Source organism: Streptomyces sp. NPDC001617 (assembly GCF_053596855.1).
This window is the reverse complement of sequence record NZ_JBSFHA010000001.1, coordinates 12,684-37,198: the sequence shown is the minus strand read 5'-3', so window position 1 is coordinate 37,198 and position 24,515 is coordinate 12,684. Positions and strand designations below refer to the sequence as shown.

Below are 24,515 nucleotides of genomic sequence, written 5' to 3'. Positions count from 1 at the left end.
ATGCGGTGAAGCGGCCGGGGGGAGACCCCGTCAGCCCCCGGCGAGCCGGGCCTGCGCCTCGCGCCAGCGTGCCGTGTCACCCCGCGGCTCGTACCGCGTGAGCGGCTGGGTACGGATGAGCAGCCGCCGCATGCCCGCCAGATCGCCGACGAGCCCGTGCGCCCGCGCCTGGACCAGCACATTGCCCAGTGCGGCCGCCTCCGTCGGACCCGCCACCACCGGCAGCCCGCACGCGTCGGCGGTCAGCTGGCACAGCAGGGCGTTCCGGGTCCCACCGCCGACGACGTGGACGACGTCGACGGGGTGGTCCGCGAGCCGCTGGGCGTCCTCCACCGCTCTGCGGTGCGCCAGGGCGAGCGAGTCGAGGATGCAACGGGTGATCTCGGCGGGGGAGGAAGGCACCGGCTGCCCCGAGGCGCGGCACGCCTCGGCGATCCGCTCCGGCATCCGCCCCGGCGCCAGGAACGCCGCGTCCCCCGCGTCCACCACCGACCGCAGCGCCGGCACCTTGGCCGCGTCCAGCAGCAGCGGGCCCAACTCCGGCTCGCCCCAGGCCCGTACGCACTCCTGGAGCAGCCACAACCCCATGATGTTGCGCAGATACCGGACCGTGCCGTCCAGCCCCAGCTCATTGGTGAAGTTGGCGGCCCGGCTCTCCTCGGTGAGCACCGGCGCCTCCAGTTCGAGGCCGGCCAGCGACCAGGTCCCGGTGCAGATGTACGCGAACCGCTCCCCGTCGGCCGGTACGGCGGCCACGGCGGACGCCGTGTCGTGCGAACCGACCGTCGTCACCGGCACCGGACCCCGCAGCCCGGTCTCCTCCAGCACCTCCGGCCGCAGCACTCCCGCCGGATCGCCTGGTTGCCGCAGCGGCGCGAACAGGCCGAGGTCGATGCCCAGCCGGGAGGCGATGTCGTACGACCACGCGCGCGTCCGCGGATCGATCAGCTGGGTCGTCGAGGCGTTGGTCAGCTCGGTGCCCTGCTCGCCGGTCAGCCAGTAGGAGAGCAGGTCCGGGATGAGCAACAGCCTCGCAGCCGAGGAGAGTTGGGCCGATTCCTTGGCGGCGACCAGCTGGTACAGCGTGTTGAAGGGTGCGTACTGCAACCCGGTCGCCGCGTACAGCTGCTCGGCCGGCACGGTCGCCCACACCTTCTCCGCGACCCCCTCGGTCCGGGAGTCCCGATAGTGCACGGGGTTCCCGAGCAACGCCCCATCGGCGTCCAGCAGGCCGTAGTCCACCGCCCAGCTGTCGATGCCGACCGAGTCGACCGGCCCGGCAGCCCGCAGACCGTCCAGGACACCCCCGTACAACGCGAGAACGTCCCAGCGCAGCCCCTCGGGCACGCGCACCGGCCGGTTCACGAAGCGATGGGCCTCGGTCAGCTCCAGGCTGTCGGGGCCGACGCGGCCGACCATGACGCGCCCGCTGGACGCGCCGAGGTCGACCGCGGCGTACGAGTTCACGGCGGTGCTCATCGCAGGAAGGCGGCCGCGACGCCGGCGTCGACCGGGACGTGCAGCCCGGTGGTGTGGGTCAACTCCCCGCCGGTCAGCGCGAACACGGCGTTCGCCACGTGCTCCGGCAGCACCTCACGCTTGAGGATGGTCCGCTGGGCGTAGAACTCGCCCAGCTTCTCCTCCGGCACCCCGTACACGGCCGCCCGCTGCGCGCCCCAACCACCCGCGAAGATCCCGGAACCGCGCACGACGCCGTCCGGGTTGACCCCGTTGACCCGGATGCCGTGCTCGCCCAACTCTGCGGCCAGCAGCCGTACTTGATGTGCCTGGTCGGCCTTGGTCGCCGAGTAGGCGATGTTGTTGGGCCCGGCGAACACGGCGTTCTTGGACGCGATGTAGACGATGTCGCCGCCCAGCTCCTGCGCGACCATCACCCGGGCGGCCTCCCGCGAGACGAGGAAGGAACCGCGGGCCATGATGTCGTGCTGCAGGTCCCAGTCGCGCGCCGAAGTCTCCAGCAGCGGCTTGGAGATGGAGATACCGGCGTTGTTGACCACCAGATCGATCCCGCCGAAGGCGAGCACGGCCGCCCTGAACGCCTCGGCGATCTGCTCTTCGGACGTCACGTCGACGGTCACGGCGACGGCCTTGTCCCGGCCGCCCAGCTCCTCGGCGACGGCCGCCGCGTTCTCGGCGTCGAGATCGGCGACGACGACACACGCACCCTCGCCGACCAGCCGCTGCGCGATGGCCTTCCCGATACCACTGCCCGCACCCGTCACCAGCGCGACGCGCGTCGCCAGCGGCTTGGGCCTCGGCATCCGCCGGAGCTTGGCCTCCTCCAGTGCCCAGTACTCGATCCGGAACTTCTCCGACTCCTCGATCGGCGCGTACGTCGAGACGGCCTCGGCACCCCGCATGACGTTGATGGCGTTGACGTAGAACTCGCCGGCCACCCGGGCCGTCTGCTTGTCCTTGCCGAAGGAGAACATGCCGACACCCGGCACCAGCACGATCGCCGGGTCGGCGCCGCGCATCGCGGGGGAGTCGGGCAGAGCGTGCCGCTGGTAGTAGGCGGCGTACTCCTCGCGGTACTCGGCGTGCAGCTCCTTCAGCCGGGCGATCGCCTCCTCCAGGGGAGCGGTCGGCGCCAGATCGAGGACGAGCGGCCTGACCTTCGTACGCAGGAAGTGGTCGGGACAGGAGGTGCCGAGCCCGGCCAGGCGCGGATGCTCGGCCCGCGCCAGGAACTCCAGGACGACCTCGGAGCCGTCGAAGTGCCCGACCTGCGGCTTGTCCTGGGACGCCACGGCACGCACATACGGCGCCAGCGCCGCCGCCCGCTCCCGCCGCTCGGCCTCGGGCAGCGCCTCGTACCCCTCGATCACGGGCCCGAAGGGCTCCGCCTTCCCGCGCTCGGCCAGGAACTGCTCGGCGGTCCGGATGATGTGCAGCGAGTTCCGCTCGCACTCCTCGGACGTGTCACCCCACGCCGTGATCCCGTGCCCGCCCAGAACGCACCCGATGGCCTGCGGATTGGCCTCCTTCACGGCCGCGATGTCCAGGCCCAGCTGGAAACCGGGCCGCCGCCACGGCACCCACACCACCGAGTCGCCGAAGCACTCGGCGGTCAGCTTCTCCCCGTCGGCCGCACAGGCGAGCGCGATCCCGGAGTCGGGGTGGAGATGGTCGACATGCGCGGCCTCCACCAGCCCGTGCATGGCCGTGTCGATGGAGGGAGCGGCACCCCCCTTGCCGTGCAGGCAGTAGTCGAACGCGGCGACCATCTCGTCCTCGCGCTCCACGCCCGGATAGACCCCCGTCAGGGCCCGCAGCCGGTCCAGCCGCAGCACGGCGAGCCCGGCCTCGGTGAGCGTGCCGAGGTCGCCACCGGACCCCTTCACCCACATCAACTCGACGTCACCGCCGGTCACGGGGTCGGTGTCGGTGCCCTTCGCCGAGGCGTTGCCGCCGGCGTAGTTGGTGTTGCGGGGGTCGGCGCCGAGCCGATGGGAGCGGGCCAGGAGGGCGGCGGCTTCGGGGTGGGGTGCCATGAGCGGGTCTCTTCCTTGCGTCGTCGGGACCTTGCGGGTGTTCGAGAGGCGGGGGTCAGGCACCCCAGCCGGCCTGGGTGCCGCCGACACGTTCGGCGATGATCCGCTGCTGCCAGCCGGAGCGGCGGTAGGCGGCGAGCGGATCGGGGTCGAGCCCCATCTCTTCCCGCACCTCACCCAGCAACGGCCGTACGTCGGTGTTGTACGCGTCCATCACGACGGCGTTCGCTGCGAGTACGTCTCCGTCCTGCTGGGCCGCCGTCAGTGCCTTTCGGTCTACGAGCAGTGCTTTGGCGGTGGCTTCCTGGACGTTCATGACGGAGCGGATGATGGCGGGGATCTTGGCTTCGATGTTGTGGCACTGGTCGAGCATGAAGGCGATGTCGGGGGTGTAGCCGCCGCCGCGGATCACTTCGTACATGATGCGGAAGAGTTGGAAGGGGTCGGCGGCGCCGACCATGAGGTCGTCGTCGGCGTAGAAGCGGGAGTTGAAGTCGAAGCCGCCGAGCTTGTTCTCTCGTAGCAGGGTGGCGACGATGAACTCGATGTTGGTGCCGGGTGCGTGGTGTCCGGTGTCGACCACGACCTGTGCCTTGTCGCCCAGCTTCAGGCAGTGGGCGTAGGCCGTGCCCCAGTCCGGGACGTCGGTGGAGTAGAACGCGGGCTCGAAGAACTTGTACTCCAGCAGCATGCGCTGCCCGTCGCCGAGGCGTTCGTACACGGTGGTGAGCCCGTCGGCGAGCCGGTCCTGCCGGGCGCGGAGGTCGTCCTGTCCGGGATAGTTGGTGCCGTCGGCGAACCACAGTTTCAGATCCCGTGAACCGGTGGCGTCCATGATGTCGACGCACTCCAGCAGGTGATCCAGTGCCTTGCGCCGCACCGCCGCATCCGGATGGCAGATGCTGCCGAGCCTGTAGTCGTCGTCCTGGAACGTGTTGGAGTTGATCGCACCGAGCTTCAGCCCGTGGTCCTCGGCATACTTCGCCAGCGCACCGTAGTCGTCCACCCTGTCCCACGGAATGTGCAGCGCGACCGTCGGCGCGACCCCGGTCACGGCATGCACCTGCGCCGCGTCCGCCAGCTTCTCCCGCGGTGTGCGGGGAACCCCCTGCTGGGCGAACACCTTGAACCGGGTCCCCGAGTTCCCGTACGCCCATGACGGCGTCTCGACTGCCTGGGTCTTGAGCGCGGCCTTCACCGCGGCGAGCTCGGTCACTTCAGGGCTCCTGTGACGTCGGTCCGAACAGCTTCATTGTGAATCGATTCAGGAACGGAAGCTAAGAGCCCCTCGAAGGGGTGTCAAGCCTTCTGACAAAGACCGCACGCCGTGGCCTGACCGTGACCTTTGGCTCTCAGCGGGCTCTCGAAACTTTTTCGACGCGGACCCATTGACGTGACAAGCCCGCCGCGCCTAACGTCCCGGCAACCAAGTTGAAACCTTTCACGACGCCGTGAGGCCTTCCCGGGCGTCGTCGAGGAGCCCCTCATGACCCACCCGTCCGACACGGGACCGACCCCGGTGCTGGCGCTCGAGGACATCTCGAAGTCCTTCGGCGCCGTGCGTGCCCTGCGGGACGTGTCCCTGGAACTGTTCCCCGGCGAGGTGCACGCGCTCGCCGGAGAGAACGGCGCGGGCAAGTCGACCTTGATCAAGACGCTCGCCGGTGTGCACCGGCCGGACGCCGGCCGGGTGCTGCTCGACGGCGAGCCCGTCGTCTTCCACGGACCCGGCGACGCCCGCGACGCCGGCATCGCCGTGATCTACCAGGAGCCCACCCTTTTCCCCGACCTTTCGATCGCCGAGAACATCTTCATGGGCCGCCAGCCGCGGCGTGCTCTCGGCCGGATCGACCACAAGGCCACGCACACCGCGACCCTGTCCCTGATGCAGCGCCTCGGCGTCGAACTCGACCCCGATCGCCCCGCCCGCGGCCTGTCCATCGCCGATCAGCAGATCGTCGAGATCGCCAAGGCCCTCTCCTTCGACGCCCGCGTCCTGATCATGGACGAACCGACGGCGGCCCTGACCGGCAGCGAGGTGGCCCGTCTCTTCGGCGTCGTCCGCACCCTGCGCGAACAGGGCGCCGCCGTGCTGTTCATCTCGCACCGGCTGGAAGAGATCTTCGAGATCTGCCAGCGGGTGACCACCCTGCGCGACGGCGCCTGGATCTCCAGCGAGCCGGTCGAGGGGATGACCGAGGACGATCTCGTACGGCGCATGGTCGGCCGCGACCTCGACGAGCTGTATCCCAAGCAGGACGTCAAGCCGGGCCAAGTCGCCCTGAGTGTAAGGCGGTTGACCCGGGAGGGCGTCTTCACCGACGTGTCCTTCGAGGTGCGGCACGGTGAGATCGTCGGTCTCGCCGGGCTCGTCGGCGCCGGCCGTACGGAGGTCGCCCGGGCCGTCTTCGGCATCGACCGCTGGGACGCCGGCGAGGTCGAGGTGCAGGGGCGCAGGCTCACCAACGGCGCTCCGTCCACGGCCATGGCCGCCGGGCTCGCCCTTGTCCCCGAGGACCGGCGCGCCCAAGGGCTGGTGATGGACATGTCCATCGAGCGCAACATCGGCCTCACCGGACTGCGTACGACCGTCAGGGCCGGGTTGATGGACCGCGGCGCCGAACGCAGCCGCTCCCTCGACTGGGCCGTCAAGCTCCAGGTCAAGTACGCCCGCATCGCCGACACCGTCAACACCCTCTCGGGCGGCAACCAGCAGAAGGTCGTCCTCGCCAAGTGGCTCGCCACCGGGCCCAAGGTGCTGATCGTCGACGAGCCCACCCGAGGCATCGATGTCGGTACGAAGGCCGAAGTGCACCGGCTGCTCAGCGAGTTGGCCGCCGACGGTGTGGCCGTCCTGATGATCTCCTCCGACCTGCCCGAGATCCTCGGCATGGCCGACCGCGTGCTCGTCATGCACGAGGGCCGGCTCACCGCCGAGATCCCACGTGCCGAAGCCACCGAGGAAACCGTGATGGCCGCAGCCACCGGGAGGGCCGCCGCATGACGGTGACCACTCCCCACGAGACCCCCGTCGCCGAGGTGCCCAGGTCCAGCGGCACCCGGCTCGTCGACCGCGTCTTCAAGATGCGCGAACTCGCCATCCTGCTCGTCTTCCTGGTGATGATCGGCATCACCCAGGCGGGCAACAGCGAGTTCCTCTCCGAGCAGGGCATCAAGGACCTGCTCCTGAACGCGACCATCCTGGTGCTGGTCGCCACCGGTCAGTCCCTGGTGGTGATCACGAGGAACGTCGATCTGTCGGTCGGCTCCACCCTCGGCATCAGCGCCTTCGCCGCCGGTGACTATCTGCACGGCGGCGGGAACGCGGTCGTGGCGGTCGCGCTGGCCGTGCTGTCGGGCATCGGCTTCGGCCTGCTCAACGGCCTGCTCGTCAGCCTCGGCCAGGTGCCCGCCCTCGTGGTCACCCTCGGCACGCTGTACATCATCCGGGGCATCGACTCCATCTGGGTCGGCTCCCGGCAGATCACGGCGGCCGACCTGCCGGGCGGCTTCGTGGACTTCGGGTCCGGCGGCATCTCGGCGGTGCCGTGGCTGGCGCTGATCGCGCTGGCGGTGCTCGTGGCCACGGCGTACTACCTCAAACACTTCGGCAGCGGCCGGGAGTTGTACGCGCTGGGCTCCAACCCGGAGGCCGCACGGCTCGCCGGCATCCCCGTGCGCAAGCGGATCCTGGCCGCGTACACCTTCTGCGGCGGGCTCGCCGGACTGGCCGGCGCGATGTACCTGGCCCGCTTCGGGAACGTCGACTCCAGCACGGGCAACGGCTACGAACTCACCGTCGTCAGCGCGGTGGTGGTCGGCGGTGTGGTCTTCACCGGCGGCTCCGGGAGCGTGTACGGGGCGGCGCTGGGCGCCCTGTTGCTGACCTCCATCAACAGTGTGCTGCCCGCCCTCGGAGTCAGCTCCGTCTGGGTGCTCGCCATCAACGGCATCCTGCTCATCCTCGCCATCGCGGTCGACCGCATCGTCGCGCTGCGGGTGGCCTCCGCCCTGAAGAAGTCGGCTGCGAAGAACTCGGCCGTGAAGAACGCGAAGAAGGGGAACGTCCGCCATGCCTGAGTCCCTGACGCGCGCGGTCCGCTGGGACACGGTCGTCGGCGCGCTGCTGGTCGTCCTGCTGCTGCTGTCGTTCACAACGGTCGACGGTTTCGGGAACTCGCTGAACCTGTCCTTCCTGATCGGGAACACGCTGCCGATCGCTCTGATCGCCCTGCCGATGACCCTTCTGGTCGTCTCGGGCGAGATCGATCTGTCCGTCGCCTCGACCGCCGGCCTGTCGGGCGCGGTGATGGGCAAGCTGTGGAACGACGGCATGGCGATCGAGACGATCATTCCGCTCTGCCTGGTGCTCGGCGTGGTCTGCGGACTGATCAACGGGCTCCTCGTCACCCGGCTCGGGCTGCCCTCCCTCGCCGTCACCATCGGCACGCTGGCCGCCTACCGGGGCATCGCACAGATCGTGCTCGGCTCCGACGCGGTGACCGACTTCCCCACCCAGTACCTGGACTTCGCGGCCGGGCGCCTCGGGAACACCTTCCTCCCGCAGGCATTCCTGCCCTTCCTGGTGCTGCTCGCGATCGCCGTGGTCGTGCTCCATGCCACGCCGTTCGGGAGATCGCTGTTCGCGATCGGCGCGAACGAGGAGGCCGCGCGGTTCGCCGGGATCCGCGTCAAGCGGCACAAGTTGATCCTGTTCACGGTGACGGGGCTGATGGCCTCGCTCACCGGGATCTTCTGGGCGCTGCACTACGCCAGCGCGCGCTATGACAACGCGACGGGGCTTGAACTCTCCGTTGTCGCGGCCGTGTTGCTCGGTGGTATCGACTTCGACGGTGGCAAGGGCACGTTGGGCGGAGCCATCGCCGGGGTGTTTCTGCTCGGGGCGTTGCAGAACGTGATGAGTCTGCTCAACGTCTCGGCACAGTCGCAGATCGTCGTCACCGGTGTGTTGCTCGTGGTGTCCGTGCTCGGGCCGCGTGTCGCTCGCCAGATCGCCGTGGCCAGGGCAGCTGCACGCGCCACTGGATAGGTCGTTTGTTGGCTGTCGGCCGAATGTGGCTGGTCGCGCCCACGCGGTGGAACCGCACCTTCACTACAGTCCCGCGCCCCCCAACAGGGCGCTGTCGCTGACCCTCGTATCAAAGGACCCCATGCCATGCGTAAGTCATCCGTTCGTCGTGCCTGTGCGGCGCTCGCCGCCGGGACCTCTCTCGCTCTCGCCCTCACCGCCTGCGGGGGCACCACCAAGAACAATTCCAAGAGTGACGACGCCGCGGCCACCTCGACCGCGAAGGCCGACCCGAACGCCGCGCTCAAGAAGGGGCTGACCGTCGGGTTCCTGCCCAAGCAGGTCAACAACCCCTACTTCACCTCGGCCGACAAGGGCGGCCAGCAGGCGCTCACCGAGCTGGGCAGCAAGTACAAGGAGGTCGGTCCCTCCAGCGCCACCGACACCGCCGGCCAGGTCTCCTACGTCAACACGCTCACCCAGCAGCAGGTCAACGCGATGGCCGTGTCCGCGCAGGACCCGGGCGCCCTGTGCACCGCGCTGAAGCAGGCCATGAAGAACAACATCAAGGTCGTCACCTACGACTCCGACACCAAGGCCGACTGCCGCAACGCCTTCGTCTCGCAGGCGAGCGCCGAGGACCTGGGCCGCACCGAGGTGCAGCTGCTCGCCGAGCAGATCGGGTACAAGGGGCAGATCGCGATCCTGTCCGCCGCGCAGACCGCGACGAACCAGAACACCTGGATCGGCTACATGAAGGAGGAGCTGAAGGACCCCAAGTACAAGAACGTCAAGCTCGTCAAGATCGCCTACGGCAACGACGACGCCCAGGCGTCCTTCCAGCAGACCCAGGGCCTGCTCCAGCAGTACCCGAACCTGAAGGGGATCATCTCCCCGACCACCGTCGGCATCAAGGCCGCGGCCCAGTACCTGTCCGGCTCCAAGTACAAGGGCAAGGTCAAGCTGACCGGCCTCGGCACGCCGAACGACATGCGCAAGTACGTCAAGAACGGCACCGTCGACGCCTTCGAGCTGTGGGACCCGGCGAAGCTCGGCGACCTCGCCGCCCGCACCGCCGTCGCGCTGGCCTCGGGACAGATCACCGGCAAGGAGGGCGAGACCTTCAAGGCCGGCTCCACCGAGTACACCATCGGCAAGGACGGCGTGATCACCCTCGGCAAGCCGACCGTGTTCAACGCGAAGAACATCGACCAGTTCAACTTCTAGCAGGGGAGCGGTACTTCATGCAGCGCGTCTGTTTCCTCCTCAAGGTCCGAGAGGACCGGCTCGCCGAGTACCGCGAACGCCACGCCGCCGTGTGGCCGGAGATGCTCGAGGCGCTCTCCGCCACCGGCTGGCACAACTACTCCCTCTTCCTGCGCGACGACGGCCTGCTCGTGGGCTACCTGGAGACCGAGGACTTCGCCGCCGCCCAGGCCGGCATGGAGGCCGCCGAGGTCAACGCCCGCTGGCAGGCCGAGATGGCGCCGTTCTTCGAGTCGCTGGACGGCGCACGGCCCGACGAGGCCATGAAACCGCTCACCGAAGTGTTCCACCTCGCCTGACGTCCCCACGTCTGCCCCTCCCCGGAGCCGCTCATGAAAAGACGTACCGTGCTCGCGACCGCCATACTTGCGGCCGTGGCAACACCGGGTATCGCACGGGCCGCCGATCCCGGCCCCTCCGTCAGCAAGAAGGGCACCACCCAACTCGACTCGCAGGCCGTCTTCTTCGTCTCCTACGACGGTCTGGTCAACAACAACTCGTTCCAGAAGAACGGCCTGTTCACCTACAAGGGCTACCAGTACGCCGCCTGGTACACCTCCACCAAGTACGCCGTCATCGCCCGCCGGGTGCTCGGCGGGTCGAGCTGGTCCACGGTCACGCTCTCCCACCAGCTCAAGAGCGACGACTCCCACAACGTCATCTCCATGGGCGTCTCCAAGGTCGACGGCCGCCTCCACATCAACATGGACTCGCACAGCGACGGCTACTTCTACGTGAAGTCGATCGCGGGTCTGCTCGACAACCCGGCGTCCACGGCATGGACTTCGTCCGTCTTCGGCGCCGTGCAGACGTCGTTGGACGGGCTGGCACTCACCTCCCAGTTCACCTACCCCCAGTTCATCTCGACCCCCGAGGGCAAGCTCCAGCTCAGCTACCGGGTCGCCATCTCCGGCAACGGCCGCAACGCCCTTGCCGAGTACGACGGTTCGAGCTGGACGGCCCTGGGGGAGTGGTCCAGCTCCACGGGGACGTACACCAGCTCGCACGGCTCCTCGACCGCCCGCAACATGTATCTGCACGGCATCGACTACGACGTCAACGGCAGGCTGCACTCCTTCTTCACCTGGCGCGAGCAGAACGCAGCCGTGATGTGCAACAGCGGCGGCATCACCAACCACGACACGGGCTACGTCTACTCGACCGACCGCGGCCGCACCTGGCGCAACGACGCGGGAACCGTCGTGGGGACCACGGGCAGCTCCGACACGGTCGCCGTCACCGACAGCGGACTGGTCGTCGACTCGCTCAACCCCGACCACTCCCTGATGAACCAGGAGAGCCAGTGGACCGACTCCACCGGCCTCCCGCACGCGATCATCAGCTACGTCCCCGGCCGCTTCGGCCAGTGCACCACCAACTACGTCACCGACCGCACCACCAACGGCCGCGCCTTCCACCTCCGCAAGAACTCCTCCGGCACCTGGACGAAGACCGAGATCCCGGTCGCCCTCAACTCCAGCCAGCGCACCAAACTGGTCCTGGACAAGTACGACAACGCCTACGCGGTCTTCCCGTACGGCCGGATCGCCGCCGCGTCCAAGTCCTCCGGGTACACCGACTGGACGCTGCTGTACGACGGCAGCGACCTGAACGCCTTCGGCGAGGTCGTCATCGACGAGCTGCGGGTGAAGGCCGACAATGTGCTGTCCTTCATGTACCAGGAGAAGTCGAGCGGTACGACCCCCTCGGCGCTCCATGTCGTCGACTTCGCACTGCCCGCGTGACCGGGTCTGATGCGCCGGATGAGGACGGTAATGTGAGGGTCTTCTTCCCGCCGTCCCGCGTCCCCCTGGAGGTCCCTGCCTGATGGCCCAGTCGGTGGGTATCAAGGACGTCGCCCGTGCCGCCGGAGTCTCCGTCGGCACGGTGTCGAACGTGATCAACCGCCCGGACACGGTCGCCACGGAGACCCGGGCGCGGGTGCAGTCCGCGATCGACCGGCTCGGCTACGTCCGCAGCGAGTCCGCGCGTCAGCTGCGAGCGGGCCGCAGCCGGATCATGGGGCTGCTCGTCCTGGACATGGGCAACCCGTTCTTCGTGGATGTCGCGCGTGGTGCCGAGCGTGCCGCGCGCGACGCCGGGCTCGGCGTGATGGTCTGCAACAGTGCCCAGAGCGCGGGCGAGGAGGCCGAGTATCTGTCGCTCTTCGCCGAGCAGCGGGTGCGGGGAGTGCTGTTGACCCCCGCCGACGCGACCGGCCGCAACATCGAGACCTTCCGCCGGCACAACATCCCGTTCGTGCTGGTCGACCGGGTCGCCGAGGGCACCACCGAGTGCTCGGTCTCGGTCGACGACGTCGCGGGCGGCGCGCTGGCCGTGCGCCATCTGGTCGACGCCGGGCACCGGTCCATCGCGTACGTCAGCGGGCCGCCCGGCCTCAACCAGGTCCGTGACCGCCGTATCGGCGCCCTGAACGCCCTCGCCGAGGCCGGTCTGGGCCCGGACCGTCTGCGTGAACTGCCGACCGAGCGCCTCGACGTGGCCGCCGGCCGCGACGCCGGCGCCCGGCTGCTCGGCCTCGCCGACCGGCCCACCGCCGTCTTCTGCGCCAACGACCTCCTCGCTCTCGGCGTGCTGCAGGCGATGTACGCGGCCGGCATAGGAGTCCCCGACGACCTCGCCATCGTCGGCTACGACGACATCGAGTTCGCGGCCGCGGCGGCCGTCCCGCTCACCTCCGTACGACAGCCCGCCGTCACCATGGGCGCCCTGGCCGCCGAGCTGCTCCTGGAGGAGACGGAGGCCGAGGAGGGGACCAGGAGGCACGAGCACCGGCGTGTAGTCCTGCAGCCCGAACTCGTCGTACGGCGCTCCAGCCTGTCCGCCCGCTGATCGCCGATTCAGTACGATTTCATGATCCCGAGGCTCGGCCGTCGGACGAACATGTGGTGAAGTGGGACGCGGCCCGAAAGTCCGTCCGTCCCGGGAGACCTGTTGACCGCCACGTACCGCCAGCCCGGCGTCGTCCTCACCGACCGCCACTTCACCGTGCCCCTCGACCACGACGACCCGGCCGGGGAGACGATCGAGCTCTACGCGCGTGAGGTCGTCGCGAGTGACAAGGCGGACCGGATCCTGCCGTGGCTGGTCTACCTCCAGGGCGGCCCGGGCTTCGGGGCGAACCGTTTCGTCGGGCAGCCGGCCTGGCTCGGGCGGGCCCTCAAGGAGTACCGCGTCCTGCTCCTCGACCAGCGCGGCACCGGCCACTCCACGCCCGCCAACCGCCAGACCCTCCCGCTGCGCGGCGGCGCCGCCGAACAGGCCGACTACCTCACCCACTTCCGCGCCGACTCGATCGTCCGGGACTGCGAGGCCATCCGGCCGACCGTCACCGGCGGCGCTCCCTGGACCGTGCTCGGCCAGAGCTTCGGCGGCTTCTGCACGGTCAGCTATCTGTCGTACGCCCCCGAGGGCCTGGCCTCGGCCGTGGTCACCGGCGGTCTGCCCTCCCTGCACGCCCACGCCGACGAGGTCTACCGCGCCGCCTACCCGCGCATCGAACGCAAGGTCGCCGCGCACTACGCCCGCTACCCACAGGACATCGAGCGCGCCCGCCGTATCGCCGACCACCTCCTCACCCATGAGGTGACCCTCCCGAACGGTTATCGCCTCACCGCCGAGGCCTTCCAGTCCCTCGGCATCGTCCTCGGCGGCGGCGAGGGCAGCCACCGCCTGCACCACCTCCTGGAACACGCCTTCGTCCACACCCCGCAGGGCACGGTCCTCTCCGATGCCTTCCTGGAGGACGTACAGGGACACCTCTCGTACGCGAGCCACCCCCTCTACGCCCTGGTCCACGAGGCGATCTACGGCCAGGACCAGCGCCCCACCGCCTGGTCGGCCGAGCGCGTCCGCGGCGAGTTCCCGCAGTTCGACGCTGCCAAGGCGCTCGCCGGTGACGGCCCGCTCCTGTTCACCGGCGAGTCCATCCACCCCTGGATGTTCGACGCCGACCCGGCCCTGCGCCCGCTGCGCGAAACCGCCGAACTCCTCGCCGCGCGCACCGACTGGCGACCCCTCTACGACCCCGCCCGCCTCGCCGCCAACGAGGTCCCGGTCGCGGCGGCCGTCTACCACGACGACATGTACGTCGACACGGCCCACTCCCTGGAGACGGCTCGCGCCATCCGCGGCCTGAGGACCTGGGTCACGGACGAGTTCGAACACGACGGGGTACGGGCCGGCGGACCGCGCGTACTGGACCGGCTGTTGGCGTTGACGCGCGACGAGGCGTGACGCGGCTCTTCCTGGTTAGTCTGCGGTCATGACAGAGCCGCAGACCACCCAGCTCGAGCCCATGCCCACCGACTGGCGGCGTGCCCTCGCCGTCGTGGCCCATCCGGACGATCTCGAGTACGGGTGCTCGGCGGCCGTCGCCGCCTGGACGGACGGGGGGCGCGAGGTCGTCTATGTCCTGGCCAGCCGGGGCGAGGCGGGCATCGACACGCTGGAGCCCGAGACGTGCGCGCCGCTGCGGGAGCGGGAGCAGCGGGCGAGCGCGGCCGTGGTGGGGGTGTCGGAGGTGGAGTTCCTCGACCACCGGGACGGGGTGATCGAGTACGGCATCGGGCTGCGCCATGAGATCGCCGCCGCGATCCGCCGGCACCGGCCCGAGCTGGTGATCACCCTCAACCACCGGGACACCTGGGGCGGCGTCGCCTGGAACACCCCGGACCATGTGGCCGTCGGCCGGGCCACCCTGGACGCGGCGGCGGACGCCGGCAACCGGTGGATCTTCCCCGAGCTCGTCGAACAGGGGCTGGAGCCGTGGAACGGCGTCCGCTGGGTCGCCATCGCCGGTTCCGCTCAGCCCACACACGCGGCGGACGCCTCGGCGGGACTGGATCGGGCGGTCCGCTCACTGCTCGAACACCGCACCTACATCGAGGCGTTGACCGACGAGGACCCGGAGACATACGCCCGCACCTTCCTCACCGCCAACGCCGAGCGGATGGCGGAGCAGTTCGGGGGCCGGCCGGCCGTGGCCTTCGAGGTGTTCGCCCGATAGTGCCGAGGACGGCTGCCACGCCGCAGACGCGGGAAACGGCGTCGCGAGGCGGGCGGCACTGTGATGTGATCGTTCGGTCGTCGCACGGCATCAGGACCGGACCGGGGGAGCGGGATGACGGAGACGGGCCTGCCGGCCGACCGTTTCGAGGAACACCGAGGACATCTCAAGGCGGTCGCCTACCGCATGCTCGGCTCGCTCGCCGAGGCGGAGGACGCCGTGCAGGACACCTGGGTGAAGCTGAGCCGCACCGACACGGACGAGATCCGCAACCTCGGCGGATGGCTCACCACCGTCGTCGGACGGGTCTGCCTCGACATGCTGCGCTCCCGGGCCCTGCGCCGTGAGGAGCCGATCGACGAGACGTTCGTGCCCGATCCGGTCGTCCGGCCCCTGGCGCAGACCGACCCCGAGCTGGAGGTGCTCCAGGCCGACTCGGTGGGGCTGGCACTGCTCGTGGTGCTGGAGACACTGGAGCCGGCCGAGCGGCTGGCGTTCGTGCTGCACGACATGTTCGCGGTGCCCTTCGACGACATCGCGCCGATCGTGGAGCGCAGCTCGGCGGCGACCCGGCAACTGGCCAGCCGGGCCCGGCGCCGGGTGCGGGGTGCCACGCCGTCCGCTGAGCCCGACCGGGGCCGGCAGCGGCACGTCGTCGAGGCCTTCATGGCGGCGGCCCGTGCCGGGGACTTCGAGGCGCTGGTCGCGGTGCTGCACCCCGACGTCGTGCTGCGGGCCGACTCCGGGGCCCTGGTCGGGGGTGCCGCCGCCTCCAAGACGGTGCGCGGCGCGAAGGGCGTCGCCGAACAGGCCATGCTGTTCCGGCAGTTCGCCCACTTCGCGCGGGTCGTGCTGGTCAACGGCGAAGTGGGGGTCATCAACGCCCCCGAGGGGCAGGCCCTGTCCGTCATGGGGGTCACCGTCGCCGACGGCAGGATCGTCGCCCTGCAGATCCTGGCCGACCCCGACCGGCTCGCCCGCCTCGACCTCAGCGCCCTTGACTGAACGTCAGGCGGCCACGGCGAGCGGACCGAGCGTGCGGTGCGGGTCCACGACCCGGCCGTCGGGCAGCAGTTCGCCGGTGTCGTCGAAGACTATGGTGCCGTTGCACAGCAGGCTCCAGCCCTGTTCGGGGTGGGCCGACACGATCGCGGCGCCGTGGTGGTCAGGGCTGTCCGCGGAGGGACACGGTGGCCGGTGACTGCACATGTTCTCTCTCCTCGACCCGTCTGGCTCCCGTGGGGAATGGGCTCGTATCGGTGCTCGTATCTGTAGTAGCCGAGAATGTTTTCTGTTGGATGAGGAGACCCCCACAACCCCGAAAACTCATCGGTGAGGTTCGGGTGCGGCAGGCCCTGTCGGGCGGGGACGCCGAGTACATCGAGGAGCGCGATGAGTAGGGGGAGCGAGCCCTGCTCTCCGGTTGGCCGCCGCCCTCCGGGCTGCCCGGACATCAGCGGCTCGCTATGCGGCCGAGCCCAGATCGGAGCCGAGCCAGTGCTCCGGTCGCATCCGGACCACGACGTGATCGGCGAGTTCCGCCTCGGCGAACGCCACGAACCCGTCGAGCGCCTCACCCGAGAGATAGCGTCCGGCCATCTCACGATGGAGTGCGCCCGATCCTTCGGATATCTCGGCGACCGGCCCCTCGACCGAGACGTAGCGGGTCGTCGGCTCGGTGCGCTCGACCATCAGACTGAACCGGCCCGCCGCCCTGATCAGCCTCATCTTCCGGGAGTCCGCGCCGGTGAGCAGCCACGGCAGGCCGCCGGGCTCGTAGGCGTACCAGATCGGAACCACCAGCGGGCCGCGGCCGTCACCGGCGTCCACGCCCAGCGCGGCCACACGCGGCTCGGCCAGAAACCCTTCTCGTTCTTCGCGTGAGAGTGCCATACGCCGACTGTAGGACCGCCCACTGACAACGCCCCCGGGCACGCACCCCGACCGAACCGGCACGCTCGATAAACTGTGCGATATGCGAGATCAGACGGTCGGCCGGTCCGACCTGCGCGGGGACTGCGCCAACTGCTTTGGCCTGTGCTGTGTCGCGCTGCCCTTCGCCGCCTCCGCCGACTTCGCCCTCGACAAGCAGGCCGGCACCCCCTGCCCGAACCTCCAGGGCGATCACCGGTGCGGAATCCACGCACGGCTCCGGCAACAGGGCTTCACCGGCTGCACGGTCTACGACTGCTTCGGCGCCGGCCAGCGGGTCTCGCAGGTCACCTTCGGCGGACAGGACTGGCGCACCGGTTCGCGGGAAGACGCCCGGCGCATGTTCGACGTGTTCCCGGTCGTCCGGCAGCTGCACGAACTGCTCTGGTACCTCACCGAGGCACTCGCCCTGCCCGCCGCCCGACCTGTCCACACCGACCTGCGACAGCTCCTGACACAGACCGAGGCGCTCACCCGCCGAACGCCGGACGAGCTGGCCGAGTTGGACGTCGCCGCACATCGGCAGCAGGTCAACGTCCTCCTGCTCAGGACCAGCGAGCTGGTGCGGGCCGGAATCCGCGGCCGCAAGAAGGACCGGCGCGGTGCCGACCTGATCGGCGCCCGCCTCAAGGGAGCCGACCTGCGCGGCGCGAACCTCCGCGGTGCCTACCTCATAGCCGCCGACCTGACGGGCGCCGACCTCCGGTGCGCGGACCTGATCGGTGCCGACCTGCGCGACACCGACCTCACCGACGCCGACCTGACCGGCGCCTTCTTCCTCACCCAGCCCCAGCTCAACGCCGCCCGGGGCGGCACGGGCACCCTGCTCCCCGAGTCACTCACCCGTCCGGTGCACTGGGCAGCGCAGCTCTGAGGGGGCGGCCTCCTCGGCGGCCCCCGGGGCACTCGGGGCGACCGCGGCGTCCGAGATGGCCGGCGCGCCCGGCGCGGGCCTGCGCCGCTCCAGGTGCAGCCGCAACCCCTCCGGCATCAGCGTCAGCCGCTCCGTCACCCGCAGTCGGTAGTCCGGGTCGGCCCGCAGTTCGTAGCGGCGCAGCAGCAGGCCCAGCACCAGGGTCGCCTCGTGCAGCGCGAACTGCCGGCCGATGCACGCCCGCGCCCCCGTCCCGAACGGCTTGAAGGTGTGCGGGGCCCGGGACCGTACGGACTTCGGGTCGAAGCGGTCCGGATCGAACCGTTCCGCGTCGCTGCCCCACACCTCCGGATCACGGTGCAGCAGCGCGGTCAGCACCAGAGCCCAGCCGCCCCGCAGGATCGGATGGTCGTCCGCCAGCACCGTGTCCTCGCGGGCCTCCCGCGCGAAGGCCGGCGCCGTCGGCCACAGTCGCAGCGCCTCGTCCAGCACCCGGCGCACGTACCGCAGCTTGGCCACCTGGTCGTAGCCCGGCACCTCCGCGTCGCCCCAGACGGCGTCCACCTCCGCACGCGCGCGTGCGGCGATCTCGGGGTGCCGGGAGAGGTAGTGCAGGGCGAAGGAGAGCGCGCCCGAGGTCGTCTCGTGGCCGGCCACCAGGAAGGTGATGACCTGTCGCCGGACGTTCTCCGCGGAGAGCCGTTCCCCGGTCTCCGGGTGGGCCGTCTCCAGCATCCGGTCCAGCAGGTCGCCGTCGCCGTTCGCCGTGCGGCGGGTGCGGACCAGGTCGTCGACCGTGCGGTTCAGATGGGTGATGTCGGCCTCGTTGCGCCGGGACGCGTCGCGCAGCAGGAGCGGAGCAAGCGGTGACGGGACGGTGTTCAGCCGCTGGGCGTACGACAGTGTGCCGACCATGGCGGTCACGAAGGGGTGCAGCCGGTCGCGCTCGAAGGACCCGAAGTCGTGCCCGAACCCGGTGCGCGCGATCGTCTCCAGCGTCAGCTTGGTCATGTCCCCGGGGACGTCGACCGCCCGGCCCGCCGTCAGTTCGCGGTCCCAGTGGTCGGTGAGGCGTCCGGCCACCGCCAGCATCATGGGGTGGTAGGCCTCCATGGCCTCGCGGCTGAAGCCGGGGGCCAGCACGTCGTGCGCCAGCTGCCAGTTGGGCTCGTGGTTGTACGCCGTGAACAGCCCGTCCCCGGCGACCGGACGGAGATTGGCGACCCCCAGGCCGACGTGCTTGGCGAAACGCGACTCGTCCGCCATGTCGGCCGCGAGCCGCGCGCCCCACACGAACACGAACTCCTTGCCGAAGGCCTTGCGCCGGAAGATCGGCCCCAGCTGCCGGCCGTACCGCATGGAGTCCTGGACGGGTGCGCGTCGGTCGGCGCCGAGCACATCGCCGAGCAGGGGCACGCGGCGCGGCGGATGCGGGATGCGGTGCAGCTCGGGCCAGCCCTGCTCGGCCCCGCGGAAGCCCTTCGGCAACGTGGCCTGTGTCGTCGTCTCCGCCATGACGCGATCTCCCTCGAACCAGCGGCAGATTGAGCCTGTTGTACGTGGGTTCAATAACGCGCCCAGTCTCGTGCCCCTGTTGAACCGACGTCAAGTAAAGTGCGGACATGGCCGCGAACCCGGGCGCGCGCACACGCCGTCGACTGAGCACCGAGGAGCGCCGGGAGCAGCTGCTGTCGGTGGGGGCGCGGCTGTTCTCGGAGAGCGCGTACGACGACGTCTGGATCGAGCGGGTCGCCGAGATCGCCGGCGTATCGCGCGGGCTGCTCTACCACTACTTCCCGACCAAGCGGGACTTCTTCCTGGCGGTCGTCGAGCGGGAGAGCGGGCGGATGCTGCAGATGACGGCGGCCGTCCCGGGAGTGCCGGCGCGCGAGCAACTCGCCTCCGGCCTGGACGTCTTCCTGGAGTACGTGCACACCCACGCGCACGGCTTCCGCGCCTTCCATCGCGCGGACGCGGCGGGGGACCAGGCCGTGCGCCGCGTCTACCAGCGGGCCCTCGGCGCACAGGAGCGGCAGATCCTTGCGGCGATCGCCCAGGACCCCGAACTCGGGCCGATGGCACAGGGGCGACCCGACCTGAAGCTCGCCGTGCGCGGCTGGCTGGCGTTCGTCACGGCCGTCTGCCTGGAGTGGCTGCGCGGCTCGGACCTGACCCGGGAGCAGGTCCGCGACCTGTGCGCCCGGGCGCTGTTGGGAGCTCTCGCACCCTGAGCGGTGCCGTATCCCCCACCCGCACGCGGGTGGCGTACACCTCGATCCACCCGGAGACGGTTGGCGTACACCTGGATCTTCGCTAAGTTAGGCAAGGCTTGCCTAAGGAGGTTCTGGGATGGGTGACAGCTGGACGGCCGCGCCTGCCGCGGCGGAACGAGCCCGCTCGGTGCTCGCGACCGCATGGTCCTGCGCGGCCACCGCGGAGGGCGGCCGCGAGGAGTTCGTCGGCGCGCACACCGTGGCCGAGGACGGCAGGGTGCTGGTGCACGTGCCCGAGGACAGCGCCCTGCTCACGGCCGCGATCTGCGCGCCGCGCGGAGAGCCGTCCGCGGTGCTGGAGTTCGCCGACGTGGCGCCCGTCCCGGTACGGCACCGTATCCGGGCCCGGCTGTGGATGGCGGGGTACTTCGTCCCGGAGGACGGTCACCTGGCGTTCCGGCCGACGCGGATCGTACTGCGGCAGGCGTCCGGCGCGGTGGTCGTCGACCTCGACGAGTTCGCCGGCGCCGCGCCCGACCCCCTGGCCCTCGCCGAGGCCCATCTGCTGACCCACCTCGCCGACTGCCACGGCGACGCGGTCGAACGGCTCACCCGTCTCGTCGACCACACCAGCCTGCACGGCGCGGTCCGTGTCCAGCCCCTCGCCGTCGACCGGCACGGACTGACGCTGCGCATCGAGCGCTCCCGCGCCCACGGCGACGTACGCCTGCCGTTCCACACGCCCGCCGACGACATCGGTCAGCTCACGGAGCGCATGCACGCCCTGCTCACACAGGCCACTGCCGCCGCCTGTCCCCGCGCCCTACAGCGGCAGCGCACAGACCGCGACGGGTGAGGCGAACGGGTCGCCCGCGAGCCGCAGTTCGCCGGTCTCGTCGGCCACGTGGAAGACACTGACCGTGCTCGACTTCTGGTTCGCCGCGAACAGCAGTGTGCCGTCCGGCGAGAACGCGATCTGCCGCGGGAAGTCACCGGACACCGGCACCGTGCCGAGCAGCCGGAGCCGCGCGCCGTCGGCCTCGATCGCGTACCGGGCAAGGGTGTTGTCGCCGCGGTTGGCGAGATAGGCGTACGAGCCGTTCGCCGTCACCAGGAACTGTGCCGGGTAGTTGGTGCCCGATCCGCTGCTGCCCGTGGACTGCGGGTCGCCGATCGTGAGGTGGCCGGTGGACGGGTCGTAGCCGCACACCGCCACCGTGTCGTCGACCTCGTTGGCGAGATAGGCGTGGCGTCCGCCCGGATGGAACGTGAGGTGGCGGGGACCGGCGCCCGCTCGGGTCCGGGCCTGTGCCACCTCGGTGAGCGTTCCGGTGCGCTCGTCGAGACGGTAGCTGTACACCGTGTCCGTGCCCAGGTCGACGGCGAGCACATGGCCGCCGTCGGGGCTGGTGATGAACTGGTGGGCGTGCGGCCCGTCCTGGCCGGGGCCGGGCGCCGGGCTGGAGTGCGTGACCAGGTCGGTGCGCTCGCCCAGCGCGCCCGAGCCGGCGATGGGGTGCACGGCCACACTGCCCGAGGTGTAGTTGGCGCTCAGCAGCCAGCGGCCGCTCGGATGCACGGAGAGATGGCAGGGGCCCGCCCCGCCGGTGCTCCGGGCGCCCAGGATCCTGCGGTCGGCCAGGCGTACGGCGGTCACGGCTCCGTCGTCGTGTTCGTCGACCGTGTAGAGCGTGCGGGCGTCCGGGTGCAGGGCCAGGTAGGACGGGTTGACGATCCCGGTGAGGGCTCCGGTGCCGGTGATACGGCCGGTCGACGGATCGTAGGTGGCGAGACCGACGCCCGTGCCGCCGCCCTCGACGGTGGTGTAGGTGCCGAGGTAGAGGGGGCGGGGGCCGGAGGACTTCGGTGCGGGGTGCGCGGTGGAGGGCTGTGCGCTCGGCTGCCGCTCCGGGGTGACCGAGCCCGTGTCCTGCATCGCCGGGGAGTCCTGGGGTGGCGCGGGAGCCGGAAGGGCCGCGACCACGCCGACTCCGGCGAGCGCGCCGACGAAGCGACGCCTGCTCCAGCCGCCGTCCGCCGCTCCTGCCCCACTGCCCATGCCCGCACCTCGGATGATCGCCCGTCTCTGCCGTGACAAACCACCATGACGCGGACCGCCCGGTCATGCAAGAACGGCACCGGGCGTTGCGCGGGGTGCAATGCCGGGGCGCTCTACCAGTCGCCGTCCTCCACCGGCTCGCCCGCCGCGTCCTTGAGCGGTTTCACCTGGTCCGGCGAGGGGGCCTGCCAGGGCTCGTGGTCGTCGCCGAGCCAGTCGCCGACCGGCTTCACGGCCTCCAGCGTGTCCGTGGGAGCGAGGTCCTCCGCGTCCTGGTCGTAGTAGTCGTACCAGGGCAGCCCCGCCCGCGTGTACGCCGCGCGGTCCACCGGCGACGGCGGAGGAGCCTCGCCGGTGATGCGGCGCCACTCCGGAGGCGTCACCAGGTGCACGAAGACCCGTCCGGCGGGCTCCGTGGCCCAGTCGGCGAGCGGCCGGTCGTCCTCGTAGACCTCCTGGCGCATCGAGCCGCCGACGCCGAGGCCCATGGCGGCGGGAGCCCGCGGAGCCCTTGCCGCGACCGGCATCGGGGCCGAGCCCGGGGCCGACGGCGCCGCCATGGACATGGCGGTCATGCCGTAGCCACCGCCGGACGGGCGCGCCCGCTCCCGCGCCTGTTCCGCCTTCCGCCACTCCGCGAGCCTGCGCTCGTTCAGTGGAAAGGACTGCAGCTGGACGCCGCCCCAGACCTCCTCGCCGGTGACCTGGCCCTCGACGGTCGCTCCCAGGCCCAGCGGCACCGCCACGAACTGGCGGACCGTGCCCCGGCCCGAGTTGATGCCGTCCAGCCAGGGCTGGCGGGGCAGCACGACGTAGTTCTGCGGCTTCCGGGACAGCCGGTCGCTCCACGGCCTGCCCGAGACCGCGCACACCTTGCCCACCCCGACCTGCAGGGCGGCCGGTTCCGCGGTCCCGCCGAAGCTCAGCCACATCGCCTCGCGCAGGTACACCGGCAGCATCACACCGCCCCGCGCACGCCACTGCTCGGGCACGGTGTCCGGGTGGTCGCGAACCCGTCGGACCGGGAACTCGCCCAGGCCCGGCGGCAGCGGATGTGTGCCCGTCTCCGGCAGCCGCAGCGTACGCACGAACCGCACCGCCACCCCGCCCGGCAGCCTCAGTGTGTTCCCGTCGATCAGGACCCCGGTCATCCGCCCGCCCCCTCGCTCGCTTCCGGTGACTACGTCACCTGGAACGACGCCAGGCGTCGGCATGGTTCCTGCGCAGCACCTCAGGTACCCGCAGCCGCTCGGAGTCCCGCAGGCCCTCCCGCAGTCTGGTCAGCCGCGGCATGCGTGCCCGCTGCTCGCCGGAGGTGCGGTCCAGCTCCTCCAGCAGCCGGCGCGAGCGGTGCTCGGTGTCCATCTCGTCCAGGATGCGGTTGACCTCGGTCAGTACCGCCCCGTACAGCTGCCAGGTGCGGGCGTCGCGCTGGACCTCCTCCAGGAGCAGCTGGGCCAGCTTGTCCCGGGTCGTGGCGGCCTGGCGCAGCTCGGCGGCGAGCCGCGCCTCGGCCGACTCGGCACTCACACTCACACTGGTGGTGACCAGGACCGCGAAACTGACCACCGCGTCGGCGATCTCCGACAGCAGCCGCTCCACCGCGGCCCCCGTCTCCGGCGCGAACAGCCACTCCGGATCGCGTTCCTTGGCGAGGTCGGTGAAGGTGCGCGCCAGCACCCGCAGCACAACCGTGCAGATCTCCAGGGTGTCCAGGCCCGTCCGCAGTACCACCCGGTGCAGCAGGCCCTCACGCACGCGGGGATTGAGCCGCAGACTGTCCTCCGCCTGCCGCAGGGCCGCGTCCACCTCGACGATGTCGTGGTCGAGCCGACGTGCCTCGTGCAGCCGCTCCGTCGCGTGGTCGACCGGGGTGCGTCCCGCGGCCTCCTCGCCCATGCGCAGCATCAACTGCCGTACCCGCCGGGCCAGCCCCTCGATCGACTCGCCCGCCTCGTCCACCCACACGGGCGGCGCGAGCAGCAGATTGCAGCCCATCCCGACGACCGCGCCGATCAACGTCTCCACCACCCGTGCCCAGGCGGTGTCCCCGACGGTCGTCACCCCGAGCACCAGCATCGCGCTGATCGCGACCTCCGGTACGTACTCCTCGACCCGCACCAGCCGCCCGACGGCCAGCGAGGCGACGATCAGCAGCGCCAGACTCCACCAGGTCAGACCCACCAGCAGGCTGAACGCGATGGCGACCAGCACACCGGTCACCACCGAGTTGACCCGTCGGATGCCGTTGGTGAGCGTGGCGTACAGGGTGACCTGGACGACCAGCAGCGCGGTGAGCGGTGCGGTCAGCGGGGCCGCCTCCGGGCTCAGGCGCAGGGCGATGACGTACGCCACCGTCGCCGCGACGGCCGACCGGAGCGTCTGGACGACCACGGGGTCGCGGCGGCGCTTCACGAACCGGACGAGGGACGCCCTCCACTCACGCACATCTGGCACTGCGGGCTGTTCCCTTTCCGTTTCCACAGACACGAACGACGTTCGTTGCGGACTGTAACCGTCCGCGACGACACCTAGATTGTTGGCAACGGCCGACGGACGGCAAGAGGGGGGAACGGTGACGGCGCACACCCGGACTTC

22 protein-coding genes are annotated in these 24,515 nt (G+C 70.6%); 13 read left to right on the top strand and 9 right to left on the bottom strand.

The annotated features are described in order from the left end of the window. Positions 1-30: 30 nt before the first annotated feature. Genes ACWC09_RS00185 through rhaI form a run of 3 tightly spaced genes read right to left on the bottom strand, consistent with a single transcriptional unit; the run spans position 31 to position 4,731 of the window. The gene (locus ACWC09_RS00185) at positions 31-1,479 is read right to left on the bottom strand and encodes a rhamnulokinase (RefSeq protein WP_450846919.1); all 1,449 of its coding nucleotides are present in this window, start codon (positions 1,477-1,479) and stop codon (positions 31-33) included. After that, positions 1,476-3,515, bottom strand: a complete 2,040-nt coding sequence (locus ACWC09_RS00180) for a bifunctional aldolase/short-chain dehydrogenase (protein ID WP_450846917.1) — start codon at positions 3,513-3,515, stop codon at positions 1,476-1,478. The genes ACWC09_RS00185 and ACWC09_RS00180 overlap by 4 nt, the downstream gene beginning before the upstream one ends. Before the next feature lie 55 nt (positions 3,516-3,570). Further along, positions 3,571-4,731, bottom strand: a complete 1,161-nt coding sequence (rhaI, locus tag ACWC09_RS00175; RefSeq protein WP_450846916.1) for an L-rhamnose isomerase — start codon at positions 4,729-4,731, stop codon at positions 3,571-3,573. A gap of 270 nt (positions 4,732-5,001) precedes the next feature. Here rhaI and ACWC09_RS00170 point away from each other — a divergent pair, with 270 nt between their 5' ends. From ACWC09_RS00170 to sigJ, 10 genes are all read left to right on the top strand, one after another. Continuing rightward, positions 5,002-6,519: a sugar ABC transporter ATP-binding protein gene (locus ACWC09_RS00170; RefSeq protein ID WP_450846914.1), complete on the top strand. Its 1,518-nt coding sequence runs from the start codon at positions 5,002-5,004 to the stop codon at positions 6,517-6,519. Continuing rightward, a complete protein-coding gene (locus ACWC09_RS00165) occupies positions 6,516-7,595 on the top strand; it encodes an ABC transporter permease (RefSeq protein ID WP_450846912.1) in 1,080 nt (359 codons plus the stop codon). The genes ACWC09_RS00170 and ACWC09_RS00165 overlap by 4 nt, the downstream gene beginning before the upstream one ends. After that, positions 7,588-8,565, top strand: coding sequence for an ABC transporter permease (locus tag ACWC09_RS00160; RefSeq protein WP_450846910.1), 978 nt, complete (start codon positions 7,588-7,590; stop codon positions 8,563-8,565). Before ACWC09_RS00165 ends, ACWC09_RS00160 begins: the two co-directional genes overlap by 8 nt. A 126-nt stretch (positions 8,566-8,691) precedes the next feature. Then, the gene (rhaS, locus tag ACWC09_RS00155; protein ID WP_450846908.1) at positions 8,692-9,771 is read left to right on the top strand and encodes a rhamnose ABC transporter substrate-binding protein; all 1,080 of its coding nucleotides are present in this window, start codon (positions 8,692-8,694) and stop codon (positions 9,769-9,771) included. Between the two features lie 17 nt (positions 9,772-9,788). Beyond that, the gene (locus ACWC09_RS00150; RefSeq protein WP_055635320.1) at positions 9,789-10,109 is read left to right on the top strand and encodes an L-rhamnose mutarotase; all 321 of its coding nucleotides are present in this window, start codon (positions 9,789-9,791) and stop codon (positions 10,107-10,109) included. Between the two features lie 33 nt (positions 10,110-10,142). Beyond that, positions 10,143-11,555 carry a BNR repeat-containing protein gene (locus ACWC09_RS00145; RefSeq protein ID WP_450846906.1) on the top strand — a complete coding sequence of 471 codons (1,413 nt, stop codon included), beginning with the start codon at positions 10,143-10,145 and terminating at the stop codon, positions 11,553-11,555. An 82-nt stretch (positions 11,556-11,637) separates the two neighbouring features. Next, positions 11,638-12,663 carry a LacI family DNA-binding transcriptional regulator gene (locus ACWC09_RS00140; protein ID WP_450846904.1) on the top strand — a complete coding sequence of 342 codons (1,026 nt, stop codon included), beginning with the start codon at positions 11,638-11,640 and terminating at the stop codon, positions 12,661-12,663. Positions 12,664-12,765: 102 nt separating this feature from the next. Then, positions 12,766-14,067 carry an alpha/beta fold hydrolase gene (locus ACWC09_RS00135; protein WP_450846902.1) on the top strand — a complete coding sequence of 434 codons (1,302 nt, stop codon included), beginning with the start codon at positions 12,766-12,768 and terminating at the stop codon, positions 14,065-14,067. A 28-nt stretch (positions 14,068-14,095) separates the two neighbouring features. Further along, entirely contained in the window at positions 14,096-14,839 is a 744-nt protein-coding gene (locus ACWC09_RS00130) for a PIG-L deacetylase family protein (protein ID WP_450846900.1), read from the top strand. Positions 14,840-14,953: 114 nt separating this feature from the next. Then, positions 14,954-15,844 (top strand): RNA polymerase sigma factor SigJ, encoded by an 891-nt coding sequence (sigJ, locus tag ACWC09_RS00125; protein ID WP_450846898.1) that lies wholly within the window; start codon positions 14,954-14,956, stop codon positions 15,842-15,844. Between the two features lie 3 nt (positions 15,845-15,847). On the opposite strand, the gene ACWC09_RS00120 is transcribed toward sigJ, so the two are convergent. Beyond that, on the bottom strand, positions 15,848-16,048 hold the full coding sequence (locus ACWC09_RS00120) for a DUF5999 family protein (RefSeq protein ID WP_450846896.1): 201 nt from the start codon (positions 16,046-16,048) through the stop codon (positions 15,848-15,850). A gap of 255 nt (positions 16,049-16,303) precedes the next feature. Next, positions 16,304-16,732, bottom strand: coding sequence for a pyridoxamine 5'-phosphate oxidase family protein (locus tag ACWC09_RS00115; protein WP_450846894.1), 429 nt, complete (start codon positions 16,730-16,732; stop codon positions 16,304-16,306). Positions 16,733-16,814: 82 nt separating this feature from the next. On the opposite strand from ACWC09_RS00115, the gene ACWC09_RS00110 reads away from it, so the two are divergent. Further along, positions 16,815-17,645 carry a pentapeptide repeat-containing protein gene (locus ACWC09_RS00110; protein WP_450846892.1) on the top strand — a complete coding sequence of 277 codons (831 nt, stop codon included), beginning with the start codon at positions 16,815-16,817 and terminating at the stop codon, positions 17,643-17,645. Here ACWC09_RS00110 and ACWC09_RS00105 read toward each other — a convergent pair. Beyond that, positions 17,607-19,160 carry a cytochrome P450 gene (locus tag ACWC09_RS00105; RefSeq protein WP_450846890.1) on the bottom strand — a complete coding sequence of 518 codons (1,554 nt, stop codon included), beginning with the start codon at positions 19,158-19,160 and terminating at the stop codon, positions 17,607-17,609. The genes ACWC09_RS00110 and ACWC09_RS00105 overlap by 39 nt on opposite strands. Before the next feature lie 107 nt (positions 19,161-19,267). Here ACWC09_RS00105 and ACWC09_RS00100 point away from each other — a divergent pair, with 107 nt between their 5' ends. Both ACWC09_RS00100 and ACWC09_RS00095 read left to right on the top strand, forming a co-directional pair. After that, a complete protein-coding gene (locus ACWC09_RS00100; RefSeq protein ID WP_450846888.1) occupies positions 19,268-19,876 on the top strand; it encodes a TetR/AcrR family transcriptional regulator in 609 nt (202 codons plus the stop codon). A 118-nt stretch (positions 19,877-19,994) separates the two neighbouring features. After that, a complete protein-coding gene (locus ACWC09_RS00095; RefSeq protein WP_450846887.1) occupies positions 19,995-20,714 on the top strand; it encodes a DUF2470 domain-containing protein in 720 nt (239 codons plus the stop codon). Here ACWC09_RS00095 and ACWC09_RS00090 read toward each other — a convergent pair. The 3 genes from ACWC09_RS00090 to ACWC09_RS00080 all read right to left on the bottom strand — a co-directional run bounded on the left by ACWC09_RS00090 (position 20,682) and on the right by ACWC09_RS00080 (position 24,374). Further along, positions 20,682-21,917: a lactonase family protein gene (locus ACWC09_RS00090; protein ID WP_450846885.1), complete on the bottom strand. Its 1,236-nt coding sequence runs from the start codon at positions 21,915-21,917 to the stop codon at positions 20,682-20,684. The two genes, ACWC09_RS00095 and ACWC09_RS00090, sit on opposite strands and share 33 nt — an antisense overlap. 113 nt (positions 21,918-22,030) lie before the next feature. Continuing rightward, entirely contained in the window at positions 22,031-23,068 is a 1,038-nt protein-coding gene (locus tag ACWC09_RS00085; protein ID WP_450846883.1) for a hypothetical protein, read from the bottom strand. A 34-nt stretch (positions 23,069-23,102) separates the two neighbouring features. Then, entirely contained in the window at positions 23,103-24,374 is a 1,272-nt protein-coding gene (locus ACWC09_RS00080; protein WP_450846881.1) for an FUSC family protein, read from the bottom strand. Between the last annotated feature and the right edge of the window lie 141 nt (positions 24,375-24,515).